The sequence below is a fragment of the Streptomyces sp. NPDC005574 genome (genome assembly GCF_040605435.1).
GTDB lineage: Bacteria > Actinomycetota > Actinomycetes > Streptomycetales > Streptomycetaceae > Streptomyces.
Genome location: NZ_JBEXCW010000017.1, coordinates 1 through 24,588, shown reverse-complemented (window position 1 = coordinate 24,588; position 24,588 = coordinate 1). Strand labels below are relative to the sequence as shown.

Below are 24,588 nucleotides of genomic sequence, written 5' to 3'. Positions count from 1 at the left end.
GGCAGCCCGGCAGCCCGGCAGCCCGGCAGCCCGGTGGCCGGGCAGCCGGGCCGCGGCTGCCGGTTCAGCCCCGCCCCGCCGCTCAGCAACTCAGGCGGGCGTCCGCCCAGTCGGCGTGGTCAGAGTCGATGCCGTCGCCGGCGTCGGTGACGACGAGTCGGACCAGCTGGGCGCCGGTCACGTCCGCGGTGAGCGGCTGGGCGGGCGTCGCGCCGGTGAGGACGCCGGTCGCGGCCGCCTTCGTACCGTCGGCCCAGACCTCGAAGGTGACGCTGCCCGCGCTGCCCTTCTCGTCGTCGACACCGACGTCCGCGGTCACGGTCTCGCAGGCCGCGCCGGCGTAGAACTCCACGGCGCTCTCCGCGTGCGCACCGAGCCCCTTGGCGTACACCGTGCCGCCGAGCGTGAGGGGCCCGCCGTCGCCCGCTGCCTGCTCCCCGTTGCTGGTGTCCCGCTCGACCGGTCCCCAGCCGTTGGTCGCCGACAGCCATGGCAGAGCACTGAGTTGGCTGGTGCCGGAGGGAGGCGGCAGCACCACGTCCGCTGTGAGCGGCAGCACGCTGTCGACGCGGACACCGGCCGGTGAGCGGTGGCTCGCCGCGAGTGTCAGGTCGTACGACCCGGTCGGCGTCCCCGGCGGCGCGGTGACCGCCCAGCCGGTGCGCAGCGAACGGCCCGTGCGCAGCACGGCGGTTCGGGTCGGCGAGGTGGCCCGGACGGTCCATCCCGCGGGCCCGGTCAGCGTGACCCGGACGTGCTCGGCGGGCGTGCGGCCCAGGTCGGTGACCGTGCTCGTCAGCGTCCGCGGCCGGCCGGCTTCCAGCAACGGGTCGCCGTCCAGGCCGAGTTCGACGGCGGGCGGGTGCTTGGCCCACGCATGGTCGGCGGCGACCCGCACGAGGACCGTGCCGTGGGCGGGAACGGTCGCCGCGATGGTGCCGGCCGTGTTGGAGCCGCGGTGCTGCCACAGGTCGCGCTGGCTGTAGGCGCGGGCCGCGGGCAGTCCGACGGCCCCGGCGGTGGTGGCGATGCGCCGGGCGTGCCCGGATTCATTGAAGAGGGCCACCGTACGGCTGCCGTCGGCCATCTCCTTGGCGACGACCCAGCGACCGCCCTCGGAGGACACCACCGTGCCCTGCCTGCCCAGCGGATCCTGGTCGACGGCGATGACCTCCGTGTTGCCGAGGATGTCGTAGGTGGCGTCGGACGCCTTGCGCAGATCCGTCCCGATGAGCAGCGGGGCGGCCATGACCGACCAGAGGGAGAAGTGCGAGCGGTACTCGGTGTCCGTCATGCCGCCGTTGCCGACCTCCAGCATGTCGGGGTCGTTCCAGTGCCCGGGGCCGGCGTGCGCCGCGAGCGGCAGGTTCTGCTTGAGGATGGACAGCATCGAACCCCAGCTGTCGCTGATGTCGCCGGTGGTGCGCCACAGGTGGCCCACGTCGGCCGCCCACTCCCACGGTTTGTTCTCGCCCCACTCGCAGATGCTGTAGACGATGGGCCTGCCGGTGGCCTTCAGGGCGTCCCGCATGGTGGTGTAGCGGGCTTTGGCGTCCACACCCTGGTTGTTGCAGTTGTCGTACTTGAGGTAGTCGACGCCCCAGTCGGCGAACTGCCGTGCGTCGCTGTACTCGTGGCCGAGCGCACCCGGGAATCCGGCGCTGTTGCAGGTCTTGGTGCCGGCGCTGGTGTAGATGCCGAGCTTCAGACCCCGGTCGTGCACGTAGTCGGCGACGGCCTTGATCCCGTTCGGGAAACGCGCCGGGTCGGGCACGAGTCGGCCGTCCGCGTCGCGTGCGGGCAGGGCCCAGCAGTCGTCGAGGTTGACGTACCGGTAGCCGGCGGTCTTGAGGCCCTTGCTGACGAAGATGTCCGCGATCGCCTCGACCATCGACTCGTCGAAGTCCGCGCGGCAGTGCGTGGAGTTCCAGTTGTTGAAGCCCATGGGGGGAGTGAGGGCGAGTCCGTCGTCCTGGGCGGGGGCCGCGGGGGCGCGAGGTGGCGGCGCCGCGACGGCCGGCGCGGCGAGCCCGGCCGCGCACAGCAGCCCGGCGGTGAGCGCCACGGCGAATCTTCGGGGAGAGGTGCGGGCGGGAAGGTGACGCATTGTTACGTTCCTCCGGACTCGCGACAGATGGGATGTCTGCATGCTCACGTCCAAGGTGCGCGTTTACGGTAGGCGGTGTTCGACTCTGGTGGAAGAGGTGCGGTAGCGGTTGTTCCACCCAACCGACGCGGTGGCTCCCGGGTCCGAAAGGGGGTGCGGTGGAGGATCTGCGTGTCGGTCGTGTGTCTGTCAGCCGGTGAAAAGGGTTGCGGTGCGCACCGGGCGTGAGCCGCTCGCCGTGCACGTTCTCGCGACAGGTCATCGGATGTCAGGGCGGCACTCCTCGCGCATCTCCCTGCGCCTTCGGCGTGCTCAGCGGTATCTTTGAACGCGTTCAAATAGGTGCGCTAGGCTCCCTCCGACGAAGGGGGAACCCGATGAAGTGCGTGATTCCCGGGGGGACGGGACAGGTGGGCGCGATCCTCAGGCGGGCACTGACCGCCGCAGGTCATGAGGTCGTGGTCCTGACCAGGCGACCGGTGCGCGAGGGTGAGGTGCGGTGGGACGGCGAGACGCCGGGGCCCTGGGCACGCGAGATCGACGGCAGCGACGTCGTGATCAACCTGGCCGGTCGCAGCGTCAGTTGCCGCTACGGCCCGGCGAACCTGCGGGCCATGATGGACTCGCGGGTCAACTCCACCCGGGCCGTGGGCGAGGCGATCGCCGCCGCCGCGCACCCGCCGCGGGCCTGGCTCCAGATGAGCACCGCCACCGTCTACGCCCACCGCCTCGACGCCCCCAACGACGAGGCGAGCGGTGTGATCGGCGGCGCCGAACCCGGCGTACCGGACTACTGGGCGTACAGCGTCGAGATCGCCAGGGCGTGGGAGCGGGCGCAGGACCAGGCCGACACGCCGTACACCCGCAAGGTCGCCCTGCGCTCGGCCATGGTGATGAGCCCCGACCGCGGCGGCGTCTTCGACGTGCTGTCCCGGCTGGCGCGCCTGGGTCTCGGCGGTCCCGTCGCGGGTGGCGCGCAGTACGTCTCCTGGATCCACGACCACGACTTCGTGCGCGCGGTCGAGTTCCTCACCGGCCGCGAGGATCTCGCCGGGCCGGTGAACCTCGCCGCGCCCGCGCCCCTGCCGCAGCGCGCCTTCATGCGGGCCCTGCGCGGCGCGTGGGGAGTCCCGGTGGGGCTGCCCGCCACGAAGTGGATGGCCGAGATCGGCGCCCTCGTGCTGCGCTCGGACACCGAGCTCCTGCTCAAGAGCCGCCGTGTCGTGCCCGGCCGCCTGCTCGACGCGGGCTTCGGCTTCGATCACCCGCAGTGGCCGCGAGCCGCCGCCGACCTCGTGGGACGGGCCCGTGACTCCGTCGGCGGCCCGGGCGTGACCCGCGCGCCGTTTCCCAGTTGAACCGGCCATGAAGAAGCGCAGCATGCTCGCCATCGCCTCCCTGGCCACCGGTTTCGTCGTCGCGGCGATCACCCCGTCCCACGCCGCCGCCCACGAACTCGGTGACCTCGACGTCGGCGACTCCCTCAGCAGCCTCGACCACACCGTGGACGGCGACAGCCTCGCCGTCGACGAGAACGCCCTGGGCCAGAACGGCTGACGGCCACCCCGTACGACCGTGGCGCCGCTGCCCCGCGAGGGGGTCGGCGCCACAGTCGTGCGCCCTCAACTGGAGCTGGTTTCCGTGGCAGGGTGGAGCGGGCAAGCCACAGGGGGCCAACAGAAGAGGGGGAACCGTGATCGTCTGGATCAACGGTGCGTTCGGTGCGGGGAAGACCACGACCGCACGGGAACTGATCGACCTGATCCCGAACAGCACGCTCTTCGACCCCGAGGTCATCGGCGGGGCGCTCACGCACATGCTGCCGGCCAAACGCCTCACCGAGGTCGGTGACTTCCAGGACCTGCCGATCTGGCGGCGTCTCGTGATCGACACGGCGGCCGCGCTGCTCGCCGAGCTCGGCGGGACCCTCGTCGTTCCCATGACCCTGCTCCGCCAGGAGTACCGCGACGAGATCTTCGGTGGGCTCGCCGCACGCCGGATCACGGTCCGGCATGTGCTTCTCACCCCGGCGGAAACGATCCTGCGGGAGCGCATAGCCGCGCGGGAGACACCGCCGGACCTGCCGGACGGCGAGATACGCGTCCGGCAGTGGTCCCACGACCACATCGAGCCGTACCGCGCCGCCCTCGCCACCTGGCTCCCCGCCGACGCCCACCCCGTCGACAACGGCGCGCTGACGCCGTACGAGACCGCCGCGCGGGTCGCCGAAGCCGTGAGCGCCGGTGTCGTACCGGTCTGCGACATCGTCCAGACACCCGAGCCCACCGCCGAGACGCTCGCCGCCGGAGTGCTCCTGTTCGACGAGCAGGACCGGGTACTGCTCGTCGACCCCACCTACAAGGCGGGCTGGGAGTTCCCCGGCGGGGTGGTCGAACCCGGCGAGGCACCGGCCCGCGCCGGGATGCGCGAGGTCGCCGAGGAGACCGGCATCACGCTGGCGGACGTACCGCCGTTGCTCGTCGTCGACTGGGAGGCTCCCGCGCCGCCCGGCTACGGCGGCCTGAGACTGCTCTTCGACGGCGGCCGGCTCGACGCCGCCGCGGCCGCCCGGCTCCTGCTGCCCGGACCCGAACTGCGCGACTGGCGGTTCGTGAGCGAACAGGAGGCCGCTGACCTGCTGCCACCCGTCCGCTACGAGCGGCTGCGCTGGGCGCTGCGGGCGCGGGAGCGCGGCGCGGCGCTGTATCTGGAGGCCGGCGTACCGGTCGGCTGACGCCCGTCACGGACCCGGCGGGTGCCGCCCCGCCCGCCGGGCGCGCTCATCCGGCGGACGCGTGGACCGCGCGAGCCCGGACAGGCGGCCGGCGCGAGCCCGGACGCGTGGAGGCCCCGGTCATGTGACGGGGGCCCTCGCCGGCCAGTGCCCCGGCCGTGCTCAGCCTGCCGCGTAGTTGCTCAGGAAGAGGGCCTCGGCGACCGACAGCCGCTCCAGCTCCTGGGGGGACACGCTCTCGTTCACGGCGTGGATCTGGGCCTCCGGCTCGCTCAGGCCGATGAGGAGGATCTCCGCGTGCGGGTAGAGAGCGGCGAGGGTGTTGCACAGCGGGATGGAGCCGCCCTGGCCGGCGTACTGCATCTCCTGGCCCGGGTAGGCCACCGCCATCGCCTCGGCCATCGCCGCGTACGCCGGGCTGGTCGTGTCGGCGCTGAACGCCTGACCCTGGCCGATCTGCTCGGTCCGGACCCGGGCACCCCACGGGGTGTGCGCCTCCAGATGGGCCTGGAGCAGCTTGGTGGCCTCGGCCGCGTCCACGCCCGGCGGCACCCGCAGGCTGACCAGGGCACGGGCGCCGGCCTGCACGGACGGCGTGGCGCCGACGACCGGCGGGCAGTCGATGCCCAGCACGGTGACCGCCGGACGGGCCCAGATGCGGTCGGCGACCGTGCCGGAGCCGATCAGTCCGACGCCGTCCAGCACCTTGGCGTCCTTGCGGAACTGCTCCTCGTCGTACTGCAGCCCCTCCCACCGGGTCTCGGGGGTGAGGCCGTCGACGGTCGTGGAGCCGTCCTCGGCGCGCAGCGAGTCCAGGACGCGGATCAGCGCGCCGAGCGCGTCGGGCGCCGCGCCGCCGAACTGGCCCGAGTGCAGATTCCCTTCGAGGGTGTCGACCCGCACCCGTACGAGGGTCATGCCGCGCAGTGTGGCGGTGACGGTCGGCAGGCCGACGCGGAAGTTGCCCGCGTCGCCGATGACGATGGTGTCGGCCCGGAGAAGGTCGGGGTGCTCCTCGGCGTACCGCTCCAGCCCGCCCGTGCCCTGCTCCTCCGAGCCCTCGGCGATCACCTTCACGTGGACCGGCACCCCGCCGTTGGCCTTGAGGGCACGCAGCGCCAGCAGGTGCATGATCACGCCGCCCTTGCAGTCGGCGGTCCCGCGCCCGTACCAGCGGCCGTCGCGCTCGGTCAGCTCGAACGGCGGGCTCGTCCAGGCGGCCTCGTCCAGCGGCGGCTGCACGTCGTAGTGCGCGTAGAGCAGGACGGTCTTCGCGCCCTCCGGGCCGGGCAGGTAGCCGTACACGGACTGCGTGCCGTCGGGGGTGTCGAGCAGGGCGACGTCCTGGAAACCCTCCGCCGTCAGCGCGTCCGCGACCCACCGCGCCGCGCCCTCGCTCTCGCCGCGGGGGAACTGGTCGAAGTCCGCCACCGACTTGAAGGCCACCAGCTCGGTGAGCTCCGCCCTCGCTGTGGGCATCAGCGAGGCGACGGTCCCGGCGACCGGATGCGACGACATGGGCACGCTCCTTGTGGGTGCGACGTTGTACGAGTGGGTGCTGCAGATCCTCCCACAGCGGTCTGCGGCGACACCCGCCGTAGGATGCGGGAGACAGGTGCGGCAGCGGCTTGATCGGGAGCAGTAGACCATCGTGAGCAGCGAGAACTCTTCGGCGGACGACTCTTCGGCGGACGACGACCAGCAGGTGTGGGATGTCGTGGTGGTGGGCGCGGGACCCGCGGGGGCTTCGGCCGCCTATGCGGCGGCGGTCGCGGGGCGGCGCGTACTGCTGCTCGAGAAGGCCGAGTTGCCCCGCTACAAAACTTGCGGAGGCGGCATCATCGGCCCCTCGCGCGACTGTCTCCCGCCCGGCTTCGAGCTGCCGTTGCGGGACCGGGTGCACGCGGTGACGTTCTCCAACAACGGCCGCTTCACCCGCACCCGGCGCTCCCGGCAGATGCTGTTCGGGCTGATCAACCGCCCCGAGTTCGACCACCAGCTGGTCGAGCACGCCCAGAAGGCGGGCGCCGAGCTGCGTACGGGTGTGGCGGTCTCGCGGGTGGAGCAGCACGGCTCGGCGGTGCCCGACCGGCGCTCGGTGGCCGTCGTGCTCCAGGGCGGCGAGACCCTGCTCGCGCGGGCGGTCGTCGGCGCCGACGGCAGTGCCGGCCGGATAGGAGCACACGTCGGGGTGAAACTCGACCAGGTGGACCTCGGCCTGGAGTCGGAGATCCCGGTCCCGGAGACGGTCGCCGAGGACTGGCGGGGGCGGGTGCTCATCGACTGGGGTCCGATGCCCGGCAGTTACGGCTGGGTCTTCCCCAAGGGCGACACGCTGACGGTCGGCGTGATCTCGGCGCGCGGCGAGGGCGCCGCGACCAAGCGCTACCTGGAGGACTTCGTCGCCCGGCTCGGGCTCGCCGGCTTCGAGCCCGCCATCTCCTCCGGGCACCTCACCCGCTGCCGTGCCGACGACTCACCGCTCTCGCGCGGCCGGGTGCTGGTGTGCGGTGACGCGGCGGGGCTCCTGGAGCCGTGGACCCGTGAGGGCATCTCGTTCGCGCTGCGCTCGGGACGCCTCGCGGGGGAGTGGGCGGTGCGGATCGCCGAGGCCCACGACGCGGTGGACGCCCGGCGCCAGGCCCTCAACTACGCCTTCGCCGTCAAGGCGGGCCTCGGCGTCGAGATGAGCGTCGGCAAGAGCATGCTGGCGGCGTTCGAGCGTCGTCCCGGCCTCTTCCACGCGGCGCTCACCGGCTTCCGCCCCGCGTGGAACGCCTTCCGGGACATCACCCGGGGGTCCACGTCGCTGGGTGAGCTCGTGCGCACCCATCCGATGGCGCAGCGCGCGCTGGCCGCCCTGGACCGGCGCTCGGGTGACGGCGGGGTCAGTTCCTGACCGTGATCCGGTAGACCGGGTGGTCGGGGGCGATGCGCCGCAGGTCGGCGTCGGCGGAGTCGGGGCCGACCCCGTCGAAGAAGACGCCCACCTCGGCCTTCCAGCGCTTGAGGTAGGCGCGCAGGAGCGGCACCTTGTCGTCGTCGCCCACCTCGACCGCGGTGAACGCCTCCACGGACTTGCCGAGGTGCAGCTCCCCGCCGCCGGCCGCACGCATGTTGTGCGTCCACTGGACATGGCCGCGGGGGGCCACCAGGTACCGCTGTCCGTCGACGGTCAGCAGGTTCACGGGGGTGGTGCGCCACTCCCCGCTCTTACGGCCGCGGACGGCCAGGACCCGGGAGCCCCACACGCTGATGCCGCGGCGGGTCATCCAGGCCACGGCGCGGTTGAGGACGTTGACGGTGAACCAGCCGGGCTTCTGCACGTGCGTGGACATGGTGCCCCCAGATCATCGGAGAGCGGTGCTCCCGCTCGACTCCAGTGTGGACGCGGCGGGCCGCTGAAGCAAGAGCAGTGCTCTCTTTCGTGAGCGACGCTCTCGAATGTGTGCACCGCTCCGAAAGCGTGGAACACTCGCCTCCATGAGCACTGCACCCAACGCCGCCAGTGGCGCCCGTGCCCGGGCGAGGACCGAGGTCACCGCGGCGATCAAGGAGGAAGCGCGCAGACAGCTCGCGGCCGACGGAGCCGCCCGCCTGTCGCTGCGTGCCGTGGCCCGCGAACTCGGCATGGTCTCCTCCGCGCTGTACCGCTACTTCCCCAGCCGCGACGACCTGCTGACCGCGCTCATCGTCGACGCCTACGACTCCCAGGGCGAGGCCGTCGAGGCCGCCCACGCCGCCGTGGGCCGGGCCGAGCCGCTGCGGCGGTGGTCGGTGGTGTGCGGGGCGGTGCGGGACTGGGCGCTCGCGCACCCGCACGAGTACGCGCTGATCTACGGATCGCCGGTGCCCGGTTACGTCGCGCCGGAGACCACCGTCCCGGCCGCGTCCCGCGTGGGCCTGCTGCTGATCGGCATCGTCCGCGACGCCCACCGCGAGCGTGGACTGACCGGACCGGCCCTGCCGGGGGAGTTGCGCGGCGAGGCGGAACGCATGGCCGCCGACCTCGCGCCCGACCTGCCCCCCGCGGTCGCCGCGGCCCTCGTCGCGGCCTGGGCCGAGCTGTACGGGCTGATCGGATTCGAACTCTTCGGCCAGTTCCACCGGGTGGTGGAGGACCGCGAGCCGTTCTTCCACCACGCGGCGACCCGGCTGGCGGCGGGGGTGGGGCTGTGAGAGGGCGGACGCGGGTCTGCCCGCGCTCGGGTTGCTGACGGCGCACCCCCCACTCGGGCCACCGCCGGCATACCCCCGCGCTCGGGCCGGCGACGGCGCACTCCCCGCGCTCGTGTTACCGACGGAGTGCCTTCCTGCTTGGGCCAGCGGTGGCGTGCCCCCCTGCTCGGGCCAGCGGTGGCGTGCCTCCTGCTTGGGCCAGCGGTGGCGTGCCCCCGCGCTCGGGCCACCGCCGGCGTGCCCCCTGCTCGGGCCACCGGCGGCGTGCCTCCCTGCTTGGGCCAGCGGTGGCGTGCCCCCGCGCTCGGGCCACCGCCGGCGTGCCCCCTGCTTGGGCCAGCGGCGGCGTGCCCCCTGCTTGGGCCAGCGGTGGCGTGCCCCCTGCTTGGGCCAGCGGTGGCGTGCCTCCCGCTCGGGCCGCCGACGGCGTGCTCCCCGCGCTCGGGCCAGCGGCGGCGTCCCCCCCCCGCTCGGGCCGCCGACAGCCCCGCGCTCGGGCTACCGACGGCGTGCCCCCTGCTCGGGCTAGCGGCGGCGTGCCCCCCGCTCGGGCCGCCGACAGCGCACTCCCCGCGCTCCGGCTACCGACGAGTGCCCCCTGCTTGGGCCGGCGACGGCGTACCCCCCGCTCGGGCCGTCGACAGCGCACTCCCCGCGTCCGGGCCGCCGACAGCGCGCTCCCCGCACCCTTGCCGAGCAGGCGTCCCCGCCCCCCTACCGGCCAGGCACCCCGCGCGCGTGCCGCCAAGGACGTACTCCCCCGGGAGTACAGGTGATCACCGCGTCCGGTTGACGCCGACGGTGCCGGTCGGCGTCTAGCGTGGCGGGCATGGACGAGCAGCGCGTGCGCGGGGCGGCCGGGCCGCGTCGGCGGTGGCGGCACGGGCCGCCGTGGCGGAACGGCTGGGAGGCCGCCGAGGAGCGGCCCGCCCGGTGGCCATGGCGCTCCACCGCGCTGTTCACCGCGTTCGTCCTGGTCGGGTCGAACGCCGCGGCCCATCTGCAGCAGGGCGACCGGGCCGCCCCCGACGGCTTCGCCCGCGTCCTTCTGGTGGTCGGCTCGGGCCTGCTGCTGTGGCGGAAGCGGTACCCGGTGGCCGTGGTGTTCGGCACCGCCGCGGCCGCCCTGGTCTACCTGGGCGCCGGATACGCGTACGGGCCGGTCTTCCTCACCGTCGCCGTCGCCTGCTTCAGCGCCGTGGTCGCCGGGCACCGGCGGGCCGCCTGGAGCGCGCTCGGCATGCTGTGGGCCGGGCACGTGCTGGTGACCCACTGGCCCTACCGGTGGCTGCCCGCCTCCCGTGACCCGTCCGCCTCCTGGGCGCAGGAGATCGTCATCGCCACCTGGGTCGTGGCGATCGTCGCGGTGTCGGAACTGGCCCGCGCGAAACGGGAGCAGTGGGCCCGCGACCGTGCCGAACGCGCGCAGGCGGCCCGGCGCCGCGCGGACGAGGAGCGGCTGCGCATCGCCCGCGAGCTGCACGACGTCCTCGCGCACAGCATCTCCGTCATCAACGTGCAGGCGGGCGTCGGCCTCGCCCTCCTCGACACCGATCCGGAGCAGGCCCGCACCGCCCTCACCACGATCAAGGCCGCGAGCAAGGAGGCGCTCGGCGAGGTCCGCCAGGTCCTCGACACGCTCCGCGCGCCGGGCGCGGCGCCGCGCACACCGGCCCCGGGCCTGGACCGCCTGCCGGAACTGGTGGAGCAGGCGGCGGCCGCGGGCCTCACGGTCGACGTCGAGGGCCGGCCGCCCGGCCTCGCCCCCGCCGCCGACCTCGCGGCCTTCCGCATCGTCCAGGAGGCCCTCACCAATGTCGTACGGCACTCCGGCTCCCGCCGCGCGCACGTGCGCCTCGAACACGGCGATGCGGCGCTGCGGCTGCGGATCGACGACGACGGGCCGGCCACCGGCGGCCACCCGGGCGGCAGCGGCAACGGGCTGGCCGGGATGCGGGAGCGGGCCGCCGCCCTGGGTGGCACGATCGAGGCGGGCCCGCGCCCGGACGGCGGCTTCGAGGTGCTCGCCGTCCTGCCGCTCACGACCGAGGAGGACCGGTGATCCGCGTACTGCTCGCCGACGACCAGGCACTGGTGCGGGCCGGCTTCCGGGCACTGCTCGACGCACAGCCGGACATCGAGGTGGCCGGGGAGGCCGCGGACGGCGCGGAGGCGCTGCGCCAGGCACGTGAACTGCGCCCCAACGTCGTCCTGATGGACATCCGCATGCCCGCCCTCGACGGACTGGCCGCGACCCGCCGTATCTCGGCCGACACGGAGCTCGCGGACGTCAGGGTCGTCATGCTCACCACCTTCGAACTCGACGAGTACGTCTTCGAGGCGATCCGCTCGGGCGCCTCCGGCTTTCTGGTGAAGGACACCGAGCCCGAGGAACTCCTGCGCGCCGTAAGGGCGGTGGTGGGGGGCGACGCGCTGCTCTCCCCGGGGGTGACCCGCCGGCTGATCGCCGAGTTCGCGGCCCGTTCCAAGGAGCCCGCGGCCGACGGCGCGCTCGCCGGACTGACCGAGCGGGAGCGGGAGGTGATGGCCCTGGTCGGGATCGGTCTGTCCAACGAGGAGATCGCCCGCCGGCTGGTGGTCAGCCCGCTCACCGCCAAGACCCACGTGAGCCGCACGATGGTGAAGCTGGGTGCCCGAGACAGAGCCCAACTGGTGGTGCTGGCCTACGAGTCGGGGTTGGTACGGCCGGGCTGGCTGGGCTGAGACCCGGGCCGGAAGCGCATCAGCACACTGATCGTACGGATGGCGAACAGGGCGGGGGCGAGGACGAGTCCCGCGCGCAGCATCAGCCGGCTGACGGTGTCCGGCAGCTCGAACAGCAGGGCGGGACCGGCGATCGCCCCGAAGACGACCGCCGCCGCGAACAGCGCGCTGCACAGGGCGTATCCGATCTCGACGGTGATCGCGTCCCGCTCGGCCTGACCACGCCGTCCCCCGTAGCTCTCCATGCGCCCGAGTGTCACAGCCGTGCGCCCGGCGGGGCAAGCGGGCCCCGCCGGGCACACGGTGTCGGAGGCGTTCCCCCGGACCGGGCCCGGCAGCCGGCTTCGGGCCGTCGGCCCGGTCGCGACGCGCTCCTGGCGAGGTGATCGGCGCCTGACGGGGCGCCTCACACCGGGTCGATGGACGGGCCGGTGATCGGCCGCGGCCGGTGCGACTAGTCGCGCACCGTCACCCGCTCCGCCTCCGGGGACGGCGTGGCGGACGAAGGTGCGAGCGAGGTGTCGGCCGAAGTCGCGCTCGAAGAAGGCGACTTGGCGACCACGACGGACTGGCGCGGGCGTCCGTTGCGCAGCCCGGTCAGGCTGATCAGCAGGCCGGCGACGGCGATGCCGGTCACCACCACCAGTCCGGGCCGGTAGCTGTCGAGGACGGCCAGCGGCCCCGCGTCCTCGGGGGTGCCGGCCGTGACCACGGCGGTCACGACGGCCAGGAAGATCGCCCCGCCCACCTGCACCGAGGTGTTGAGCAGCCCCGAGACCATGCCCTGCTCGTGGTCCTCGACGCCGTTGGTGGCCTGGATGTTGAGCGAGGGGAAGACCAGCGCGCAGGCCGCGCCGATGAGCAGCATCGACGGCAGTACGACCACGGCGTACACGGGGTCGAGGTTCACCCGCAGGAACAGCGCGTACCCGACGACCATCAGCGCGAAGCCGGCCGCGATCAGCCGCTGGGTGCCGAAGCGGTCGACGATCGAGCCCACCTTGGTCGAGGACACGGCCACCAGCGCGCCCGCCGGCAGGAACGCGAGCGCCGTGTGCAGGGCGGACCAGCCGAGCAGCGACTGCATGTAGAGCGTGACCAGAAATTGGAAGCCGACGTACGACCCGAAGAAGGCCATGGCGCCGAGCTGGGCGCGGACCTGGCTGCCGGAGCGCAGCACGCCGAGCCGGATCAGCGGACCCGCCGAGCGCCGCTCGACCGCGACGAACACGGTCAGCAGCACGGCGACGGCCAGGAAGGACAACAGCGTGCGGGCCGATGTCCAGCCCTCCCGCGGGGCCTGTACGACGGTGAAGACCAGCAGCAGCATCGACGCGGTGCCGAGGACGGCGCCGGGGACGTCGTACCCGTTGTGGTCCTTCTCCCGCTCGCTGCGCGGCAGCAGCTTCAGGCCCGCCACCAGGGCGATCAGGGCGATCGGCGCGGGCAGCAGCATGGTGAGGCGCCAACTGGCCTCCGTCAGCAGGCCGGACAGGACCAGGCCCATCGAGAAGCCGGTGGCCGCGCAGGTGGTGTAGATGGACAGCGCGCGGTTGCGCAGCGGGCCCTCGGCGAAGGTCGTGGTGATGATCGAGAGGCCGGCGGGCGCCGTGAAGGCGGCGCTCAGCCCCTTGATGAAACGGCTGGCGATCAGCAGTGGCCCGGAGTCGACGAGTCCGCCGAGCAGGGAGGCGAGCGCGAAGACACCGAGGGCCACCAGGAAGACCTGACGCCGGCCCAGCAGGTCGGCGGTGCGTCCGCCGAGCAGGAGCAGGCCGCCGTAGCCGAGGATGTAGCCGCTGACGATCCATTGCAGCGTCGAGGTGGAGAGATCGAGCTCTGAACCGATGGACGGCAGGGCGACGCCGACCATCGACACGTCCAGCGCGTCCAGGAACATGGCGGCGCACAGCACCAGGAGAGTGCCCCACAGCCGGGGCGTCCAGCGTCCCTCGGACACGGGGTGGGTGAGCGGAGAGGTCATGCCGGAGACACTACATGCGCATGCATTCAATGCAAACGCATTTAATGCTGATGCAATAAATTCCTGGCTCTGCTACGGTGCGGCCATGGCGGCGGAGAAGGCCGAGCAGGCGCTCGTGGACCAGTGGCGGGACATCCTGGCGCTGCACGCGCGCACCCAGTGCGAACTCGACCGCGTCCTGCACCAACACGGCCTGGGCGCCAGCGACTTCGAGGTGCTCGACGTGCTGGCCGAGGCCCGCTCCGCAGACGGCGCCTGCACCTACCGCGTCCAGGAGATCGCCGAACGGGTCCACCTCAGCCAGAGCGCGCTGTCCCGGCTCATCGCCCGGCTGGAGAAGGACGGCCTCGTCGAGCGGAAGATGTGCCCGGAGGACCGGCGGGGCGTACGGGTGGCGCTCACGGCGAAGGGGCGCACGCTGCACGTCGACGTCCTGCCGGTGCAACGCGCGGTCCTGACGCGCATGTTGGCGACCTGACGACGCGTCATCACCCGCCGCCCCGACTCGGGGCGCCGGTGCCGCACTGGCCGGGGGCGCCCCCTCGCGCTCAGCGTCCCGACCCGGGGTGCCCGTGCCGCTCCGCCGGGGTGCCCCGCGCGCTCAGCTCCAGGTGACGGCGGACCTCTCGCGCCACAGGTCGGCGATCGCGCGGTCGCCGGTGACCTCCGGGAACGGCAGCCGGTTCCACAGCGACAGGTACACCTGGGCGGCCGGTCCGGCAATCTCGCAGTCGGCGTCACCGTCCTCGCCCCGGACGGCCGCGGGCGGCTCGGGGGACAGGCGCACCGTCCACACGGCGTCCTCCGCGTCCGTCGCCCGCACCCGCAGCACACGGGGCCGGTCGCTGCGGAGCCGGCTCCTGGGGCGGGCGTGGAAAGCGCGCAGCAACTCGTCGATGCCGTCGGCCGCGAAGCCGGGAGCGACGGTGTCGGGGGTTCCGCCGCGCGCCGACTGCGCGTCGAACCGGTGCACGGTCGTCTCGTGCGCCTGCCGCCGCGCCCAGAACGCGAGCGGCGAGGGGGCGGGCAGGAAGGACCAGCACGCGAGGCCGGGCGGGGCGGAGCGGAGGCTGTCCACCAGGTGCCGATGCCCCTCACGGAACCAGGTCGGCAGCCCGGCGCCGTCGAGGTCGGGCAGGCCACCGTCCGGATGCCAGGTGGTGTACCCCTCCGTGACGAACGCGGCTGCCCAACGGTGCACCATGCCGGTGTGTCGCACCAGGTCGCGCACCTGCCACTCCGGGCAGGTGGGCACCTTGGCACCCAGACCGGCCGCCTCGGCGGCCACGGCCAGCGCGCGGCCCTCCCGGTCCAGGATCTCGACGAACTCGGCAGTCTCCATGCGGGTGAGTCTGCCTGACGAAGCGAGGCTCCGGCGATGGTCGGGGCATCGACGCGGACGAGGGCGCGCCGCCGGACGCGCGGGGCTGGGCAGGGTCACGTCCGGTGGGTGGTGAGGCCGACGAGTGCGGCGACGGCCGCGAGCGCCGCGACGCTGGTGAGGGCGACGGGCAGGGAGAACCATGCGGCCATGAAGCCGATGGCCGGCGGCCCCAGCAGCATGCCGCCGTAGCCGAGGGTGGACGCGACGGCGACACCGGTGGGGCCGGCCGCCGTGCCGGCGCGTTCGATCGCCACCGGGAAGATGTTGGCGAGACCGAGTCCGGTGACGGCGAAGCCCAGCAGCACCAGCCAGACCGTGGGGGCGAGCGAGCCGGCCAGCATGCCCGACGCGGCCGTGGTACCGCCCGCGACGACGGTACGGGTCCGGCCCAGACGTTCGAGGAGCCTGGTGCCGCCGAGCCGGCCGACCGTCATGGCCAGCGCGAAACAGGAGTAGCCCGCGGCCGCGAGACCGGGGGAGGCGTCGAGATCCTGCTGCAGGTGCAGCGCGCCCCAGTCGGCCAGGGCGCCTTCGCCGTACGCGGTGCACAGCGCGATGAGGCCGAACACGATGACGAGACCGCGGGTACGGCCGTCGAGGCGGCGAGGCGCGCCCTCCTGCCCGGGTTCGCCCTTCTGCCGGGGCACGCCCTCCTGCCGAGGGGCGTCGTCCGCGGGTGTCGGGGGATCGGTGCGCAGCAGGACGCGACCGGCCACGGCGGTCACCGCCAGTCCGACGAGAGTGAGCCCGAACAGGTGCCGCATGGGCGACAGTTGGCCGGCGACGAGTCCGCCCAGGCCCGCGCCGGCCATCCCGCCCAGGCTGAACGCGGCGTGGAAGCTGGGCATGATGGGCCGGCCGAGGGCGTTCACCAGTTCCACGGCCGCGCTGTTGAAGGCCACGTTGATGCCGCCGTAGCCCGCGCCGAGCACGAAGAGCGCCGCGCCGAGGGCGGGTGCGGAGTGGGTCAGCGGGGGCAGCGCGATGCTGAGGGAGAGAAGGACGGCGCAGGCGACGGTGACCGGGTGGCTGCCGTAGCGGCGGCAGAGCCGTCCCGTGAACACCATGGTGAGGACCGCGCCGGCGGAGACCCCCAGCAGTGCCAGACCCAGGGCGCCGGTGGAGCTGTGCGTCTGCTGCTTGACGGCGGGGATGCGGACGACCCAGCCGGCGAAGAGGAAGCCGTCGAGCGCGAAGAAGACGGTGAGGACCACGCGGAGCCTGGTGAGGGCACTGTCCCGGGCCGGGGCGCGCGCCCCGAGTTTGTTTATAAGCGGCACAAAATCAGGCAAAGCCGCCGCCCGCGAGCGGACAATAAGGCCGTGGTTCCACGAGGGTCGCGCGAACCCGCGGAACCGCGTCTCACACCTCGATCACCTCGGCCCCCGCCTCGAGCAACCGGGTGCAGGTCCTGCCGTCGGCCCCGGCGTTGGTGACCACGATGTCGAGGTCCTGCGGCCCGCACAGCCGGGCCATTCCGGTGCCGGGGAACTTGCCCGCGTCGGCGAGCGGGACCACCTGGGCGCTGGCGGCGATCATCGCCCGCTTGACCGGCACCTCCACGGCGGTGGTGTCCAGCACCTGGCCGTCGGGGCGGACCCGCTGGTACCGAGGAACAGCCGGTCGGCGTGGATCCGCCGCAGGTTGTCCTCGGTGAGGACATCGGCACCACGGCGCACCGGGTGGCCCGCCATCTGCACGGCCGGGCCCTCACCGTGATCACCAGCAAGCTGGCCGTCTACGAGGAGCTCCAGGACGGCAGGGCCGTGCAGCTGATCCTGCCGGCCGGCGTGGTCCGGCCGAGCAGAACCGTCTCGCCGTCCAACGGTGACGGTGGCGGTCTGTACGACGCTCCTCGTGCTGTTCTTCGACCCGCCGGCGGCGTTCGCCTTCGCCAAGTACGACTTCCCCGGGAAGAAGTTCCTGTTCGGCGTCCTGCTGGCGATGTACGTCCGTCGACCCAGCTCGCGATCATCCCGCAGTACGAGATCATGGTGCGGCTGGGCTGGCTGGGCACCCTCAAAGCGCTGATCGCCCCGGCCGCCGCCAACGCCTTCGGCATCTTCCGGATGCGCCAGTACACCGGCAGCGGAGTCCCCGACGAACTGCTGGACACCGCCCGCACCGAGGGGGTCGGCCTTCCTCCGCCTGTACCGGCACGTGGTACTGCCGTGCGTCCGCCCGGCCCTGGCGTTCCTCGGCATCCACACCTTCATCGGCGCCTGGAACGACTACATCCTGCCGTTGGTGACGTCGGTCGACCCCGACCGGCTCACCCTCCAGGTCGCGCTGGCACGGTTGTACGCCGGACACTCCACCGAGTTGGCATCGTGGTGGCCGGAGTGCTGCTGTCCGTCGTCCCCCTGGTGACGGTGTTCGCCTTCTTCGCCCGCGGATTCATCGCCGACGCGACGAAGGGCGCTCTGCGGTGAGAGGGCCGGCGTGCGACGAGCAAGGCCACGCGGCGCCGTCAACACGGCCACCCAGCCGTGCCGTTCCGTTGGCACCTGCAAAACCGGCCGCAGTGTCGATCCCCCGGTGAGCGCCGGCTCGGGACCGGCCGGCGGGGCACACTCCGGGGCCGTAGGAGCGTCGAAGCCCTCCGCACCCGTTCCCGGCGGCGCGGCGGATGTTACGCGTGGGAAACCTTGACGGTCGCTGGGGCGGGTGCCACGATGCCGACGCCCCGACGTTTACGTAAACATCCCCGCCCCGCGGGCCATCCGGCCCAGAACAGGCCCCCACCTGTCGGCGGGATGTTTACGCAAACATGACGGGCGGTCGACAGTGCAGGGAGGAGCGGAGCGGATGGTCCCCAGCGGTGCGGTCGAGAACGCGTCGGCCCACAGGGTCCGCCCGTCCGGCCCGGTACACGTTCTGACGGCGGCTCGTCCACGCGCGACCCCCCTGCGCCGAGCCGCCACTCCTGAAAGGGCAAGCTGATGCGCAAGACCCCCACCGGAAGCCGGATCACCCCCCGGCGGCGTGCCGCCCTCGTGGCGGTCGCGATCGCCGCGATCGGCGGTACGACCATCGCCGGCAGCCCCGCCTCCGCCGCGACGAGGCACGACACCACGCAGTTCAAGGGCGTCAACTGGGCCGACCCGCGCGACAACTTCGCCGACGACCCGGTGGTGCTGTCCGGGCTGTCCCTCTCCGACAGCTACGCGCAGACGTACGCCAAGGCGAGCCGGATCATCTCGGCGTTCCGCGCGAACCTCGGCGCGAACACCGTGCGCCTGCCCATCAACCCGTACACGGTCAACGGCGCCTACTGGAAGTCCTACCGCGGGGTCATCGACGCGGCCTCCGCCAAGGGCTTCAAGGTCATCGTCTCCTACTGGGAGGGCACGGGCGCCCAGAAGGACGGCTTCATCGACGACCAGGCCACCTACTGGCCCATGTGGAACACCGTCGTCAAGGCCTACAAGAACGACAGGCACGTCTACTTCGAGCCGATGAACGAGCCGCACGGCTACACCGAGACCGAGTGGGCCGACATCGCGGCGAAGTGGCTGCAGACCTACCCGTCGGTCCCGCGCGACCGGGTCTTCGTCAGCGGCGCCGGCTACAACGACCACGTCACCTCGGTCTGCGCCGACCCGCGCCTCAAGGGCACGTATCTGTCGCTGCACCACTACGGGTTCTGGAAGGAGTACGCGACCTACGACCAGTGGGTGGCCGACCTGAAGGAGCGCATCGGTGACTGCGCCGGCCGGACCGTGGCCGACGAGTTCGGTGCCCCGATGACCACCGGCCTCGACTACGACAAACCGGCTCCGTCCGACAACTTCGTCAACTACGTCCAGGCCGTGACCGACACCTTCCGCGAGCTCAAGATGGGGTCCGTGTACTGGCCCGGCCTGCGCACCGACGACATCTACTCGGTCCAGAAGCTGACCGGTCCCGCCTCCCGGCCCTGGCTGGCCACCACCAACCAGTCCGGCGCCGACCGGCTCGCCTGGGCCTGGGGACGCGGCAAGCCCGTCCGTCCCTGACCGGCCGCCGTCCGGCATCCGGACACGCCGTGCGAGACCCGGCCGGCCGTGACGCACCCGCACCGCGGCCGGCCGGGCCGGGCCGCGGCGGGGTCAGGGGGCCGGGTGCGCCGGTGCGCCGCACGTAGGCGCGTATGTGCGGCGCCGAGCGCGGTCGGTCCGTGCCGCCACAAGCGTCGCGGGGCCACCGCGTCCGTTCCCCGCTCGGCGCCGGAGGTCGGTCATGGCACGAGGCTCACGTTCTCGGTCGTGGTCACGGCCGGAGTCCGGAGCGTGTCGGTCTTCGGTGACCGCGGGAGTCCGGTGCTCGGAGGTCGCCGGTCACGGCAGGAGCCGGAGTCGGTTGGCCGCCGCCACCGCGCCGGAGCGGGTCTCCACGCCCAACTTGCCGTAGATGCGCCCGAGATGGGTTTTGACCGTCGCCTCGCTGATGAACAGGGCGCGGGCGATCTCCCGGTTGCCCAGGCCGCGGGCGAGCTGCCCGAGGATCTCGTGCTCGCGGGCCGACAGGGCGGGGCGCGGGCTGCGCAGCCGGGTCAGCAGCCGGTCGGCCACGGGGGCGGACAGGGCCGTGCGGCCGGACGCCGCGTCGCGTATCGCCGTGAACAGTTCCTCGGGCCGTTCGGCCTTGAGCAGGTAGCCGGTGGCCCCCGCCTCGATGGCGCGGGTGACGTCGGCGTCGGTGTCGAACATGGTGAGCACGAGGACGCGCGGACCGGTACCGCCGGAGGTGAGACTCCGGGTGGCCGTCACGCCGTCCATACCGCCGTCGAGCTGCAGATCCATGAGTACGACGTCGGGGCGCAGGCGCGCGGACATGGCGAGCGCCTCCTCCCCGTCGGCCGCCTCACCGACCACCTCGATGCCGTCGGCACTGGCCAGCAGGGCGCGCAGCCCGGCGCGGACCACGGCATGGTCGTCGCACAGCAGCAGCCGGACGGGGCAGCCGGGGGAGACGGGGGGCGGGGGCTCCGGTGTGATCACAGGGCGAGCTCCTTGTGGCTGTCCGGGACGTCGGGACCGGTGGCTGTCGAGGGGGACCAGGGGAGGGCCGCCGTCACGACGGTGCCCTCGCCCGGCGTGGACTCCACGGTGAGTGTGCCGCCCGCCTGCCGGGCCCGGATACGCATGGCCGGCAGCCCGTGCCCGCGCACCCGGTCCGGCACGGACGCCGGGGCGCGGTCCTGGTCGGGCGAACCGGTCGCGCCAGGCGGGTCGTTGGCGCCGTGCTCCGGCAGGGCGGGGGAGTCGTCAGGGCGATGTCCCGGCCCACGGCGGGGGTCGTTCGTGTCGCAACTCGGCGCGTCGCGAGGGTGTTCGGTGCCGAGGCCCGGCACGCCCCCGGCGGCGTTCACACCGTGACTCGGCACGTCACCCTGGCCGTTCATGCCGTGACCCGTCACCTCGCGCGGGCGGTTCATGGCGTCCCCCGCCGTCCCACGCGCACTCCCCATGTCGAAGCCGCGGCCGTTGTCGGCGATGTCCAGCGAGATCTGGTCGTCGAGGCAGGTCAGGGTCAGCACGGCCCTGGTCGCCGCCGCGTGCTCCCGCACATTGGCCAACGCCCCCTGGGCGATACGCAGAAGTGCCGCCTCGGCCCGTTCCGGCAGCGTGCCCGCGCCCGGGGTGCCGTCGAGCCGGAACTCCACACTCAGGCCCGGACGGCCCTCCCGCTCGGCGAGCCCGGCGAGCGCGTCGGGGAGCGACTGCTCGGCCAGGTCGGCGGGCGCCAGATCGTGCACGAAACGGCGCGCCTCCGCGAGGCCCCGGGAGGTGATGTCCGCCGCTTCGCGGACGTGCCCACGGGCCGTGTCCGGGTCCGTCGTCCAGAAGCGCTCGGCGGCCTGGAGCAGCATCTGCTGGCTGGACAGGCCCTGCGCGAGGGTGTCGTGGATCTCGGTGGACAACCGCTGGCGCTCCGCGAGGATCCCCGCCCGGCGTTCGGTGGCCGCGAGCTCGCGCCGGGTGCGGACCAGATCCTCGATCAGCAGGCGCTGCCGGGCTCCCTGGCGCCGCAGATGCACGAGTACGGCGGTGGCGACCGCGGCGACGGCCGGCGGGGCGAGGACCATGTTGGGGTTGAGCGTGCCCTCGGCCACCCGCACCTCGGAGGCGACCACCAGCGCGGTCAGCGCGCCCGCCAGCGGCACCGCCCACCGCGTGGGCAGCGCGTGCAGGCCCGCGAACAGCAGGGGCATGGCACACCAGGTGGCGCTCGGCGCGAGGGCGAGCAGGACGATCCACACAGCGGTCGCCGAGCCCAGCCAGACCAGATACCGGATGGTGGGCTCGCAACCGGGGCGGGGAGCCGGGGCCAGGAAGCGTCCGAGGACGTAGAGCACACAGAAGACCGCGAATAACGCCACCACCCACCCGGTCCGCGCCTCACCCCGGTCGCGGCTCAGGAAGCGGGCGAGTGAGGAGCCGAGCAGCACGAAGAACGCGGCGTGCACGACCGCGAGCAGCCAGCGCTCGTCCGGATCGGTGTGGTCCATCCCCCGTGTCTACCGCGCGACGCGACGGCCCGCATCAACCGATCGGTTGACCCGCCTGTCACCCGAACCTCCCGCCCTGTGCATCCGGTTGTCCGAGCCGTACCGGCCGTGTCCGCACCGAGGCTGGCATCAGGTCCCGGACGGTCCGCACCGCTCGGGAGACGTCACCCGGAAAGGCAAGGACCTCGTGCCCGCCAAGAACGTCACCGTCAACCGCGCCGCCCTCGGCCACCGCGTCGGCTACGCCCTGCGCCACCCCGAGCGGGTGCCGCGCCATCTCGTCCGTACCGCGCGGGACATGTGGCTCCGCCACCGCCACCCGGACCACGTGTCCTACTACCGGGCGGTGATGCGCTCCGACACCCGGGCCGACCCGGACGCGGCCGTCGGCAGCCGCAGCCGCGAGCGGTGGCTGGCGCTGGGAGCCATGCAGTTCGACTACCTGCTCGGCCACGGTCTGCTGCCCGGCCACCGCATGCTGGAGATCGGGTGCGGCAACCTGCGCGGTGGCTGGCGGTTCGTCCGGCACCTGGAGCCCGGCCACTACTACGGCATCGACATCTCACCCGACATCCTGCTCTCCGCGCAGGACACCGTGGTGGAGATGGGGCTGCAGAAGCGGCTTCCGGTACTGGCCCCGGTACGCGACCTGACGCTGCGGTTCCTGCCCGACGCCCATTTCGACGTGGTGCACGCGCACAGCGTCTTCTCGCACTCGCCGCTCCCGGTCATCGAGGAGTGCCTGGCCAACGTCGGCCGGGTGCTGGCGCCGGGTGGCTGGTTCGACTTCACCTTCGACCGCACCGAGGGCGAGGAGCACCACGTCCTGCGGGAGGACTTCTACTACCGCACCGAGACGCTGGTGGCGCTGGCCGCCGAGCACGGCCTGCGCGCCCGCTTCATGGACGACTGGGAGGAGCTGCCGCACGGCCAGTCCAAGATCCGCCTCACCCACGCGGACCCGGACCCTCGCCAGACGTCACGCGGGCCCGCTTGAACCCACGCGGGCCTCGGCGGGACTCGCGGGCCTCCGCCGAAACCCACGCGGGCCACCGCTTGAACCCACGTGGACCCTTGCCGGAACGCACGGGGACCTCCGCCGGGACCGACGCGGGCCTCCGCCGGGACCAACGCGGGCCTCCGCCAGGCCCGAAGCCGAGGGCACGGCCCGCTCGCCGGTCCCGCGTCCTTTCGGCGGGACTTTTCCTTCCGTCGCCGTGGAGGGGTTGTCCTGACATTCGGGGCTCACTTAGGGTCGCCTGCGAGAGCAAGCGCTTTCTCCATGCCTTGTCCGCGGCTGTCCCAGGAGGACCGCATGCCCGCACGCCCAGTCCGTCGCCGCGCCGCCGTGGTCGGCACCGGCGCCATCGTCGGCGGCAGCCACCTCCCCGCGCTCCGGGCCCACGCCGAGCGGGTCGAACTGGTCGCCGCCGTCGACGTGGACGAGGAGCGGCTCGGCAACTTCCGGGCGCTCGCGGGCGAGGAGGTCGCCGGGTACACCTCGGTCGAGGCGATGCTCGACGCCGTACGTCCTGATCTGGTGCTCATCGGCACGCCCCCGTCGCTGCACCGCGAGCAGACGGTGGCCGCGCTCAAGGCCGGCGCCTGGGTGCTGTGCGAGAAGCCGCTGTGCCTGTCGCTGGCGGAGTACGACGAGATCGCCGCCGCCGAGGAGGCGTCCGGGGCCTACGCGGCCGTCGTCTTCCAGCACCGCTACGGATCCGGCGCCGTGCACGCCCGCCGCCTGATCGCCGGCGGCGAACTCGGTGCCCCGCGGGTCGCGCACTGTCAGACCACCTGGCACCGCGACACCGGTTACTACGCGGTGCCGTGGCGCGGGCGGTGGGCCACCGAGGGCGGCGGACCGACGATGGGCCACGGCATCCACCAGTACGACCTGCTGCTGCATCTGCTCGGCCCGTGGACGGAGGTGCGGGCGATGGCGGCCCGCCTGGTGCACGACACCGAGAGCGAGGACGTCTCGACGGCCCTCGTCCGCTTCCGCGGCGGCGCCCTCGCCACCGTCGTCAACAGCGTGCTGTCCCCCGACGAGGTGAGCCGTGTTCGCGTCGACTGCGCCGACGCGACCGTCGAACTCACCCACCTGTACGGCCACCGCAACGACGACTGGGTCTACACCCCGGCGCCCCACGTGCCGGCCGAGCGGGCCGCCGCCTGGCGGGTCCCCGCGGCGGACGTGCCCAGCTCGCACACCGCGCAGCTCGGCGCCCTCCTCGACGCGTACGACAGCGGGGTGCGGCCTCCGGGCAGCGGAGCGGACGCCCGCGCCACCCTGGAGTTCGCGGCGGCCCTCTACAAGTCGGCCTTCACGGGACGGCCCGTGCACGCGGGGGAGATCGGCCCCGGCGACCCGTACTACCCGGCCATGCACGGCGGCCACCCCGACTGGGCCCCCAAGGAGCGCGCATGAGCATCCGCGTCAGCCACACGCACGGCGAGCACGTCGCGGTCGCCGCGGCGGACGGAACCGAGATCCTCCGCTACGTCTACCGCCCCGACCCGGAGGCGTTCGAGTCGCGCAAGCCCTACGCCCATCCCGTGCGCACCCTCGCCGGACGCACGGTCACCGGCTACCGCCCGAGCGACCACCGCTGGCACAAGGGGCTTCAGCTGACGGCCAGTCATCTCTCCGGCCAGAACTTCTGGGGCGGCAACTCCTATGTCCACGGCCGGGGTTACCTGCCCCTGCCCGAGCGCATCGGCTCCATGCGGCACGACGGCTTCCCCGCGTTCACCGTGGAGGACGACCGGCTCGCTCTCACCGAGGAACTCACCTGGATCGAGAACGGCGGCGGCGAATGGGCGCGCGAGACCCGGGGACTGACCGTCCACTCGGTCGACCGCGAGGCCGGCGCCTGGGTCCTCGACTGGTCGGTCCACCTCGCCAACCTCCGTGCCGAACCCCTGGTCTTCGGCTCCCCGACCACCGCGGGACGTGAGTCGGCCGGCTACACCGGCCTCC

At 73.2% G+C, this 24,588-nt stretch carries 22 protein-coding genes and 1 pseudogene; 13 read left to right on the top strand and 10 right to left on the bottom strand.

Annotated elements, in window-relative coordinates; all coding sequences use genetic code 11:
* Positions 1-82: 82 nt before the first annotated feature.
* Positions 83-2,107, bottom strand: coding sequence for an NPCBM/NEW2 domain-containing protein (locus ABZT03_RS14325; protein WP_356038347.1), 2,025 nt, complete (start codon positions 2,105-2,107; stop codon positions 83-85).
* A gap of 377 nt (positions 2,108-2,484) precedes the next feature.
* On the opposite strand from ABZT03_RS14325, the gene ABZT03_RS14320 reads away from it, so the two are divergent.
* From ABZT03_RS14320 to ABZT03_RS14310, 3 genes are all read left to right on the top strand, one after another.
* Positions 2,485-3,465: a DUF1731 domain-containing protein gene (locus tag ABZT03_RS14320; RefSeq protein WP_356038345.1), complete on the top strand. Its 981-nt coding sequence runs from the start codon at positions 2,485-2,487 to the stop codon at positions 3,463-3,465.
* A 7-nt stretch (positions 3,466-3,472) separates the two neighbouring features.
* Complete coding sequence (locus tag ABZT03_RS14315; protein ID WP_356038342.1) at positions 3,473-3,664, top strand: hypothetical protein; 192 nt, start codon at positions 3,473-3,475, stop codon at positions 3,662-3,664.
* 136 nt (positions 3,665-3,800) lie between these two features.
* A complete protein-coding gene (locus ABZT03_RS14310; protein WP_356038340.1) occupies positions 3,801-4,841 on the top strand; it encodes an NUDIX domain-containing protein in 1,041 nt (346 codons plus the stop codon).
* A 162-nt stretch (positions 4,842-5,003) separates the two neighbouring features.
* On the opposite strand, the gene ABZT03_RS14305 is transcribed toward ABZT03_RS14310, so the two are convergent.
* A complete protein-coding gene (locus ABZT03_RS14305; RefSeq protein WP_356038337.1) occupies positions 5,004-6,359 on the bottom strand; it encodes a dipeptidase in 1,356 nt (451 codons plus the stop codon).
* Positions 6,360-6,492: 133 nt separating this feature from the next.
* Here ABZT03_RS14305 and ABZT03_RS14300 point away from each other — a divergent pair, with 133 nt between their 5' ends.
* Positions 6,493-7,740 carry a geranylgeranyl reductase family protein gene (locus ABZT03_RS14300; protein WP_356038334.1) on the top strand — a complete coding sequence of 416 codons (1,248 nt, stop codon included), beginning with the start codon at positions 6,493-6,495 and terminating at the stop codon, positions 7,738-7,740.
* Here the strand turns inward: ABZT03_RS14300 and ABZT03_RS14295 are convergent.
* Entirely contained in the window at positions 7,730-8,179 is a 450-nt protein-coding gene (locus tag ABZT03_RS14295; protein WP_356038332.1) for a nitroreductase family deazaflavin-dependent oxidoreductase, read from the bottom strand. The genes ABZT03_RS14300 and ABZT03_RS14295 overlap by 11 nt on opposite strands.
* 145 nt (positions 8,180-8,324) lie before the next feature.
* On the opposite strand from ABZT03_RS14295, the gene ABZT03_RS14290 reads away from it, so the two are divergent.
* The 3 genes from ABZT03_RS14290 (at position 8,325) to ABZT03_RS14280 (ending at position 11,744) form a co-directional block, all read left to right on the top strand.
* Positions 8,325-9,020, top strand: a complete 696-nt coding sequence (locus ABZT03_RS14290; protein ID WP_356038329.1) for a TetR/AcrR family transcriptional regulator — start codon at positions 8,325-8,327, stop codon at positions 9,018-9,020.
* Positions 9,021-9,849: 829 nt separating this feature from the next.
* Positions 9,850-11,082, top strand: a complete 1,233-nt coding sequence (locus tag ABZT03_RS14285) for a sensor histidine kinase (RefSeq protein WP_356038326.1) — start codon at positions 9,850-9,852, stop codon at positions 11,080-11,082.
* Positions 11,079-11,744, top strand: coding sequence for a response regulator transcription factor (locus ABZT03_RS14280; protein ID WP_356038324.1), 666 nt, complete (start codon positions 11,079-11,081; stop codon positions 11,742-11,744). The genes ABZT03_RS14285 and ABZT03_RS14280 overlap by 4 nt, the downstream gene beginning before the upstream one ends.
* Here ABZT03_RS14280 and ABZT03_RS14275 read toward each other — a convergent pair.
* Positions 11,705-11,989 carry a DUF6332 family protein gene (locus tag ABZT03_RS14275; RefSeq protein ID WP_356038321.1) on the bottom strand — a complete coding sequence of 95 codons (285 nt, stop codon included), beginning with the start codon at positions 11,987-11,989 and terminating at the stop codon, positions 11,705-11,707. The two genes, ABZT03_RS14280 and ABZT03_RS14275, sit on opposite strands and share 40 nt — an antisense overlap.
* 209 nt (positions 11,990-12,198) lie before the next feature.
* A complete protein-coding gene (locus ABZT03_RS14270; RefSeq protein ID WP_356038319.1) occupies positions 12,199-13,728 on the bottom strand; it encodes an MFS transporter in 1,530 nt (509 codons plus the stop codon).
* An 85-nt stretch (positions 13,729-13,813) separates the two neighbouring features.
* Between ABZT03_RS14270 and ABZT03_RS14265 the strand changes: the two genes are divergently transcribed.
* A complete protein-coding gene (locus ABZT03_RS14265; RefSeq protein WP_356038316.1) occupies positions 13,814-14,206 on the top strand; it encodes a MarR family transcriptional regulator in 393 nt (130 codons plus the stop codon).
* 123 nt (positions 14,207-14,329) lie between these two features.
* Here ABZT03_RS14265 and ABZT03_RS14260 read toward each other — a convergent pair whose 3' ends face one another.
* The 3 genes and pseudogenes from ABZT03_RS14260 to ABZT03_RS14250 form a co-directional block, all read right to left on the bottom strand.
* The gene (locus tag ABZT03_RS14260; RefSeq protein WP_356038313.1) at positions 14,330-15,070 is read right to left on the bottom strand and encodes a maleylpyruvate isomerase family mycothiol-dependent enzyme; all 741 of its coding nucleotides are present in this window, start codon (positions 15,068-15,070) and stop codon (positions 14,330-14,332) included.
* Positions 15,071-15,165: 95 nt separating this feature from the next.
* Complete coding sequence (locus tag ABZT03_RS14255) at positions 15,166-16,392, bottom strand: MFS transporter (RefSeq protein WP_356038311.1); 1,227 nt, start codon at positions 16,390-16,392, stop codon at positions 15,166-15,168.
* 82 nt (positions 16,393-16,474) lie between these two features.
* A pseudogene (locus tag ABZT03_RS14250) lies at positions 16,475-16,860 on the bottom strand (ArsR family transcriptional regulator); the annotation flags it as partial.
* Here ABZT03_RS14250 and ABZT03_RS14245 point away from each other — a divergent pair.
* Together ABZT03_RS14245 and ABZT03_RS14240 are read left to right on the top strand one after the other, a co-directional pair.
* Positions 16,741-17,544, top strand: coding sequence for a hypothetical protein (locus tag ABZT03_RS14245; RefSeq protein WP_356038580.1), 804 nt, complete (start codon positions 16,741-16,743; stop codon positions 17,542-17,544). The pseudogene ABZT03_RS14250 and the gene ABZT03_RS14245 sit on opposite strands and share 120 nt — an antisense overlap.
* Positions 17,545-18,054: 510 nt before the next feature.
* The gene (locus ABZT03_RS14240) at positions 18,055-19,110 is read left to right on the top strand and encodes a cellulase family glycosylhydrolase (RefSeq protein WP_356038309.1); all 1,056 of its coding nucleotides are present in this window, start codon (positions 18,055-18,057) and stop codon (positions 19,108-19,110) included.
* 321 nt (positions 19,111-19,431) lie between these two features.
* Here the strand turns inward: ABZT03_RS14240 and ABZT03_RS14235 are convergent, their stop codons facing one another.
* Both ABZT03_RS14235 and ABZT03_RS14230 read right to left on the bottom strand, forming a co-directional pair.
* A complete protein-coding gene (locus tag ABZT03_RS14235; protein ID WP_356038306.1) occupies positions 19,432-20,094 on the bottom strand; it encodes a response regulator transcription factor in 663 nt (220 codons plus the stop codon).
* Positions 20,091-21,605 carry a sensor histidine kinase gene (locus tag ABZT03_RS14230; RefSeq protein WP_356038304.1) on the bottom strand — a complete coding sequence of 505 codons (1,515 nt, stop codon included), beginning with the start codon at positions 21,603-21,605 and terminating at the stop codon, positions 20,091-20,093. The genes ABZT03_RS14235 and ABZT03_RS14230 overlap by 4 nt, the downstream gene beginning before the upstream one ends.
* 187 nt (positions 21,606-21,792) lie before the next feature.
* Here ABZT03_RS14230 and ABZT03_RS14225 point away from each other — a divergent pair, with 187 nt between their 5' ends.
* The 3 genes from ABZT03_RS14225 to ABZT03_RS14215 form a co-directional block, all read left to right on the top strand.
* Complete coding sequence (locus ABZT03_RS14225; RefSeq protein WP_356038301.1) at positions 21,793-22,602, top strand: class I SAM-dependent methyltransferase; 810 nt, start codon at positions 21,793-21,795, stop codon at positions 22,600-22,602.
* Between the two features lie 318 nt (positions 22,603-22,920).
* Entirely contained in the window at positions 22,921-24,036 is a 1,116-nt protein-coding gene (locus ABZT03_RS14220) for a Gfo/Idh/MocA family oxidoreductase (RefSeq protein ID WP_356038299.1), read from the top strand.
* On the top strand, positions 24,033-24,588 hold a 556-nt coding region (locus tag ABZT03_RS14215), incomplete at its 3' end, for a DUF6807 family protein (RefSeq protein WP_356038296.1). The genes ABZT03_RS14220 and ABZT03_RS14215, both read left to right, overlap by 4 nt.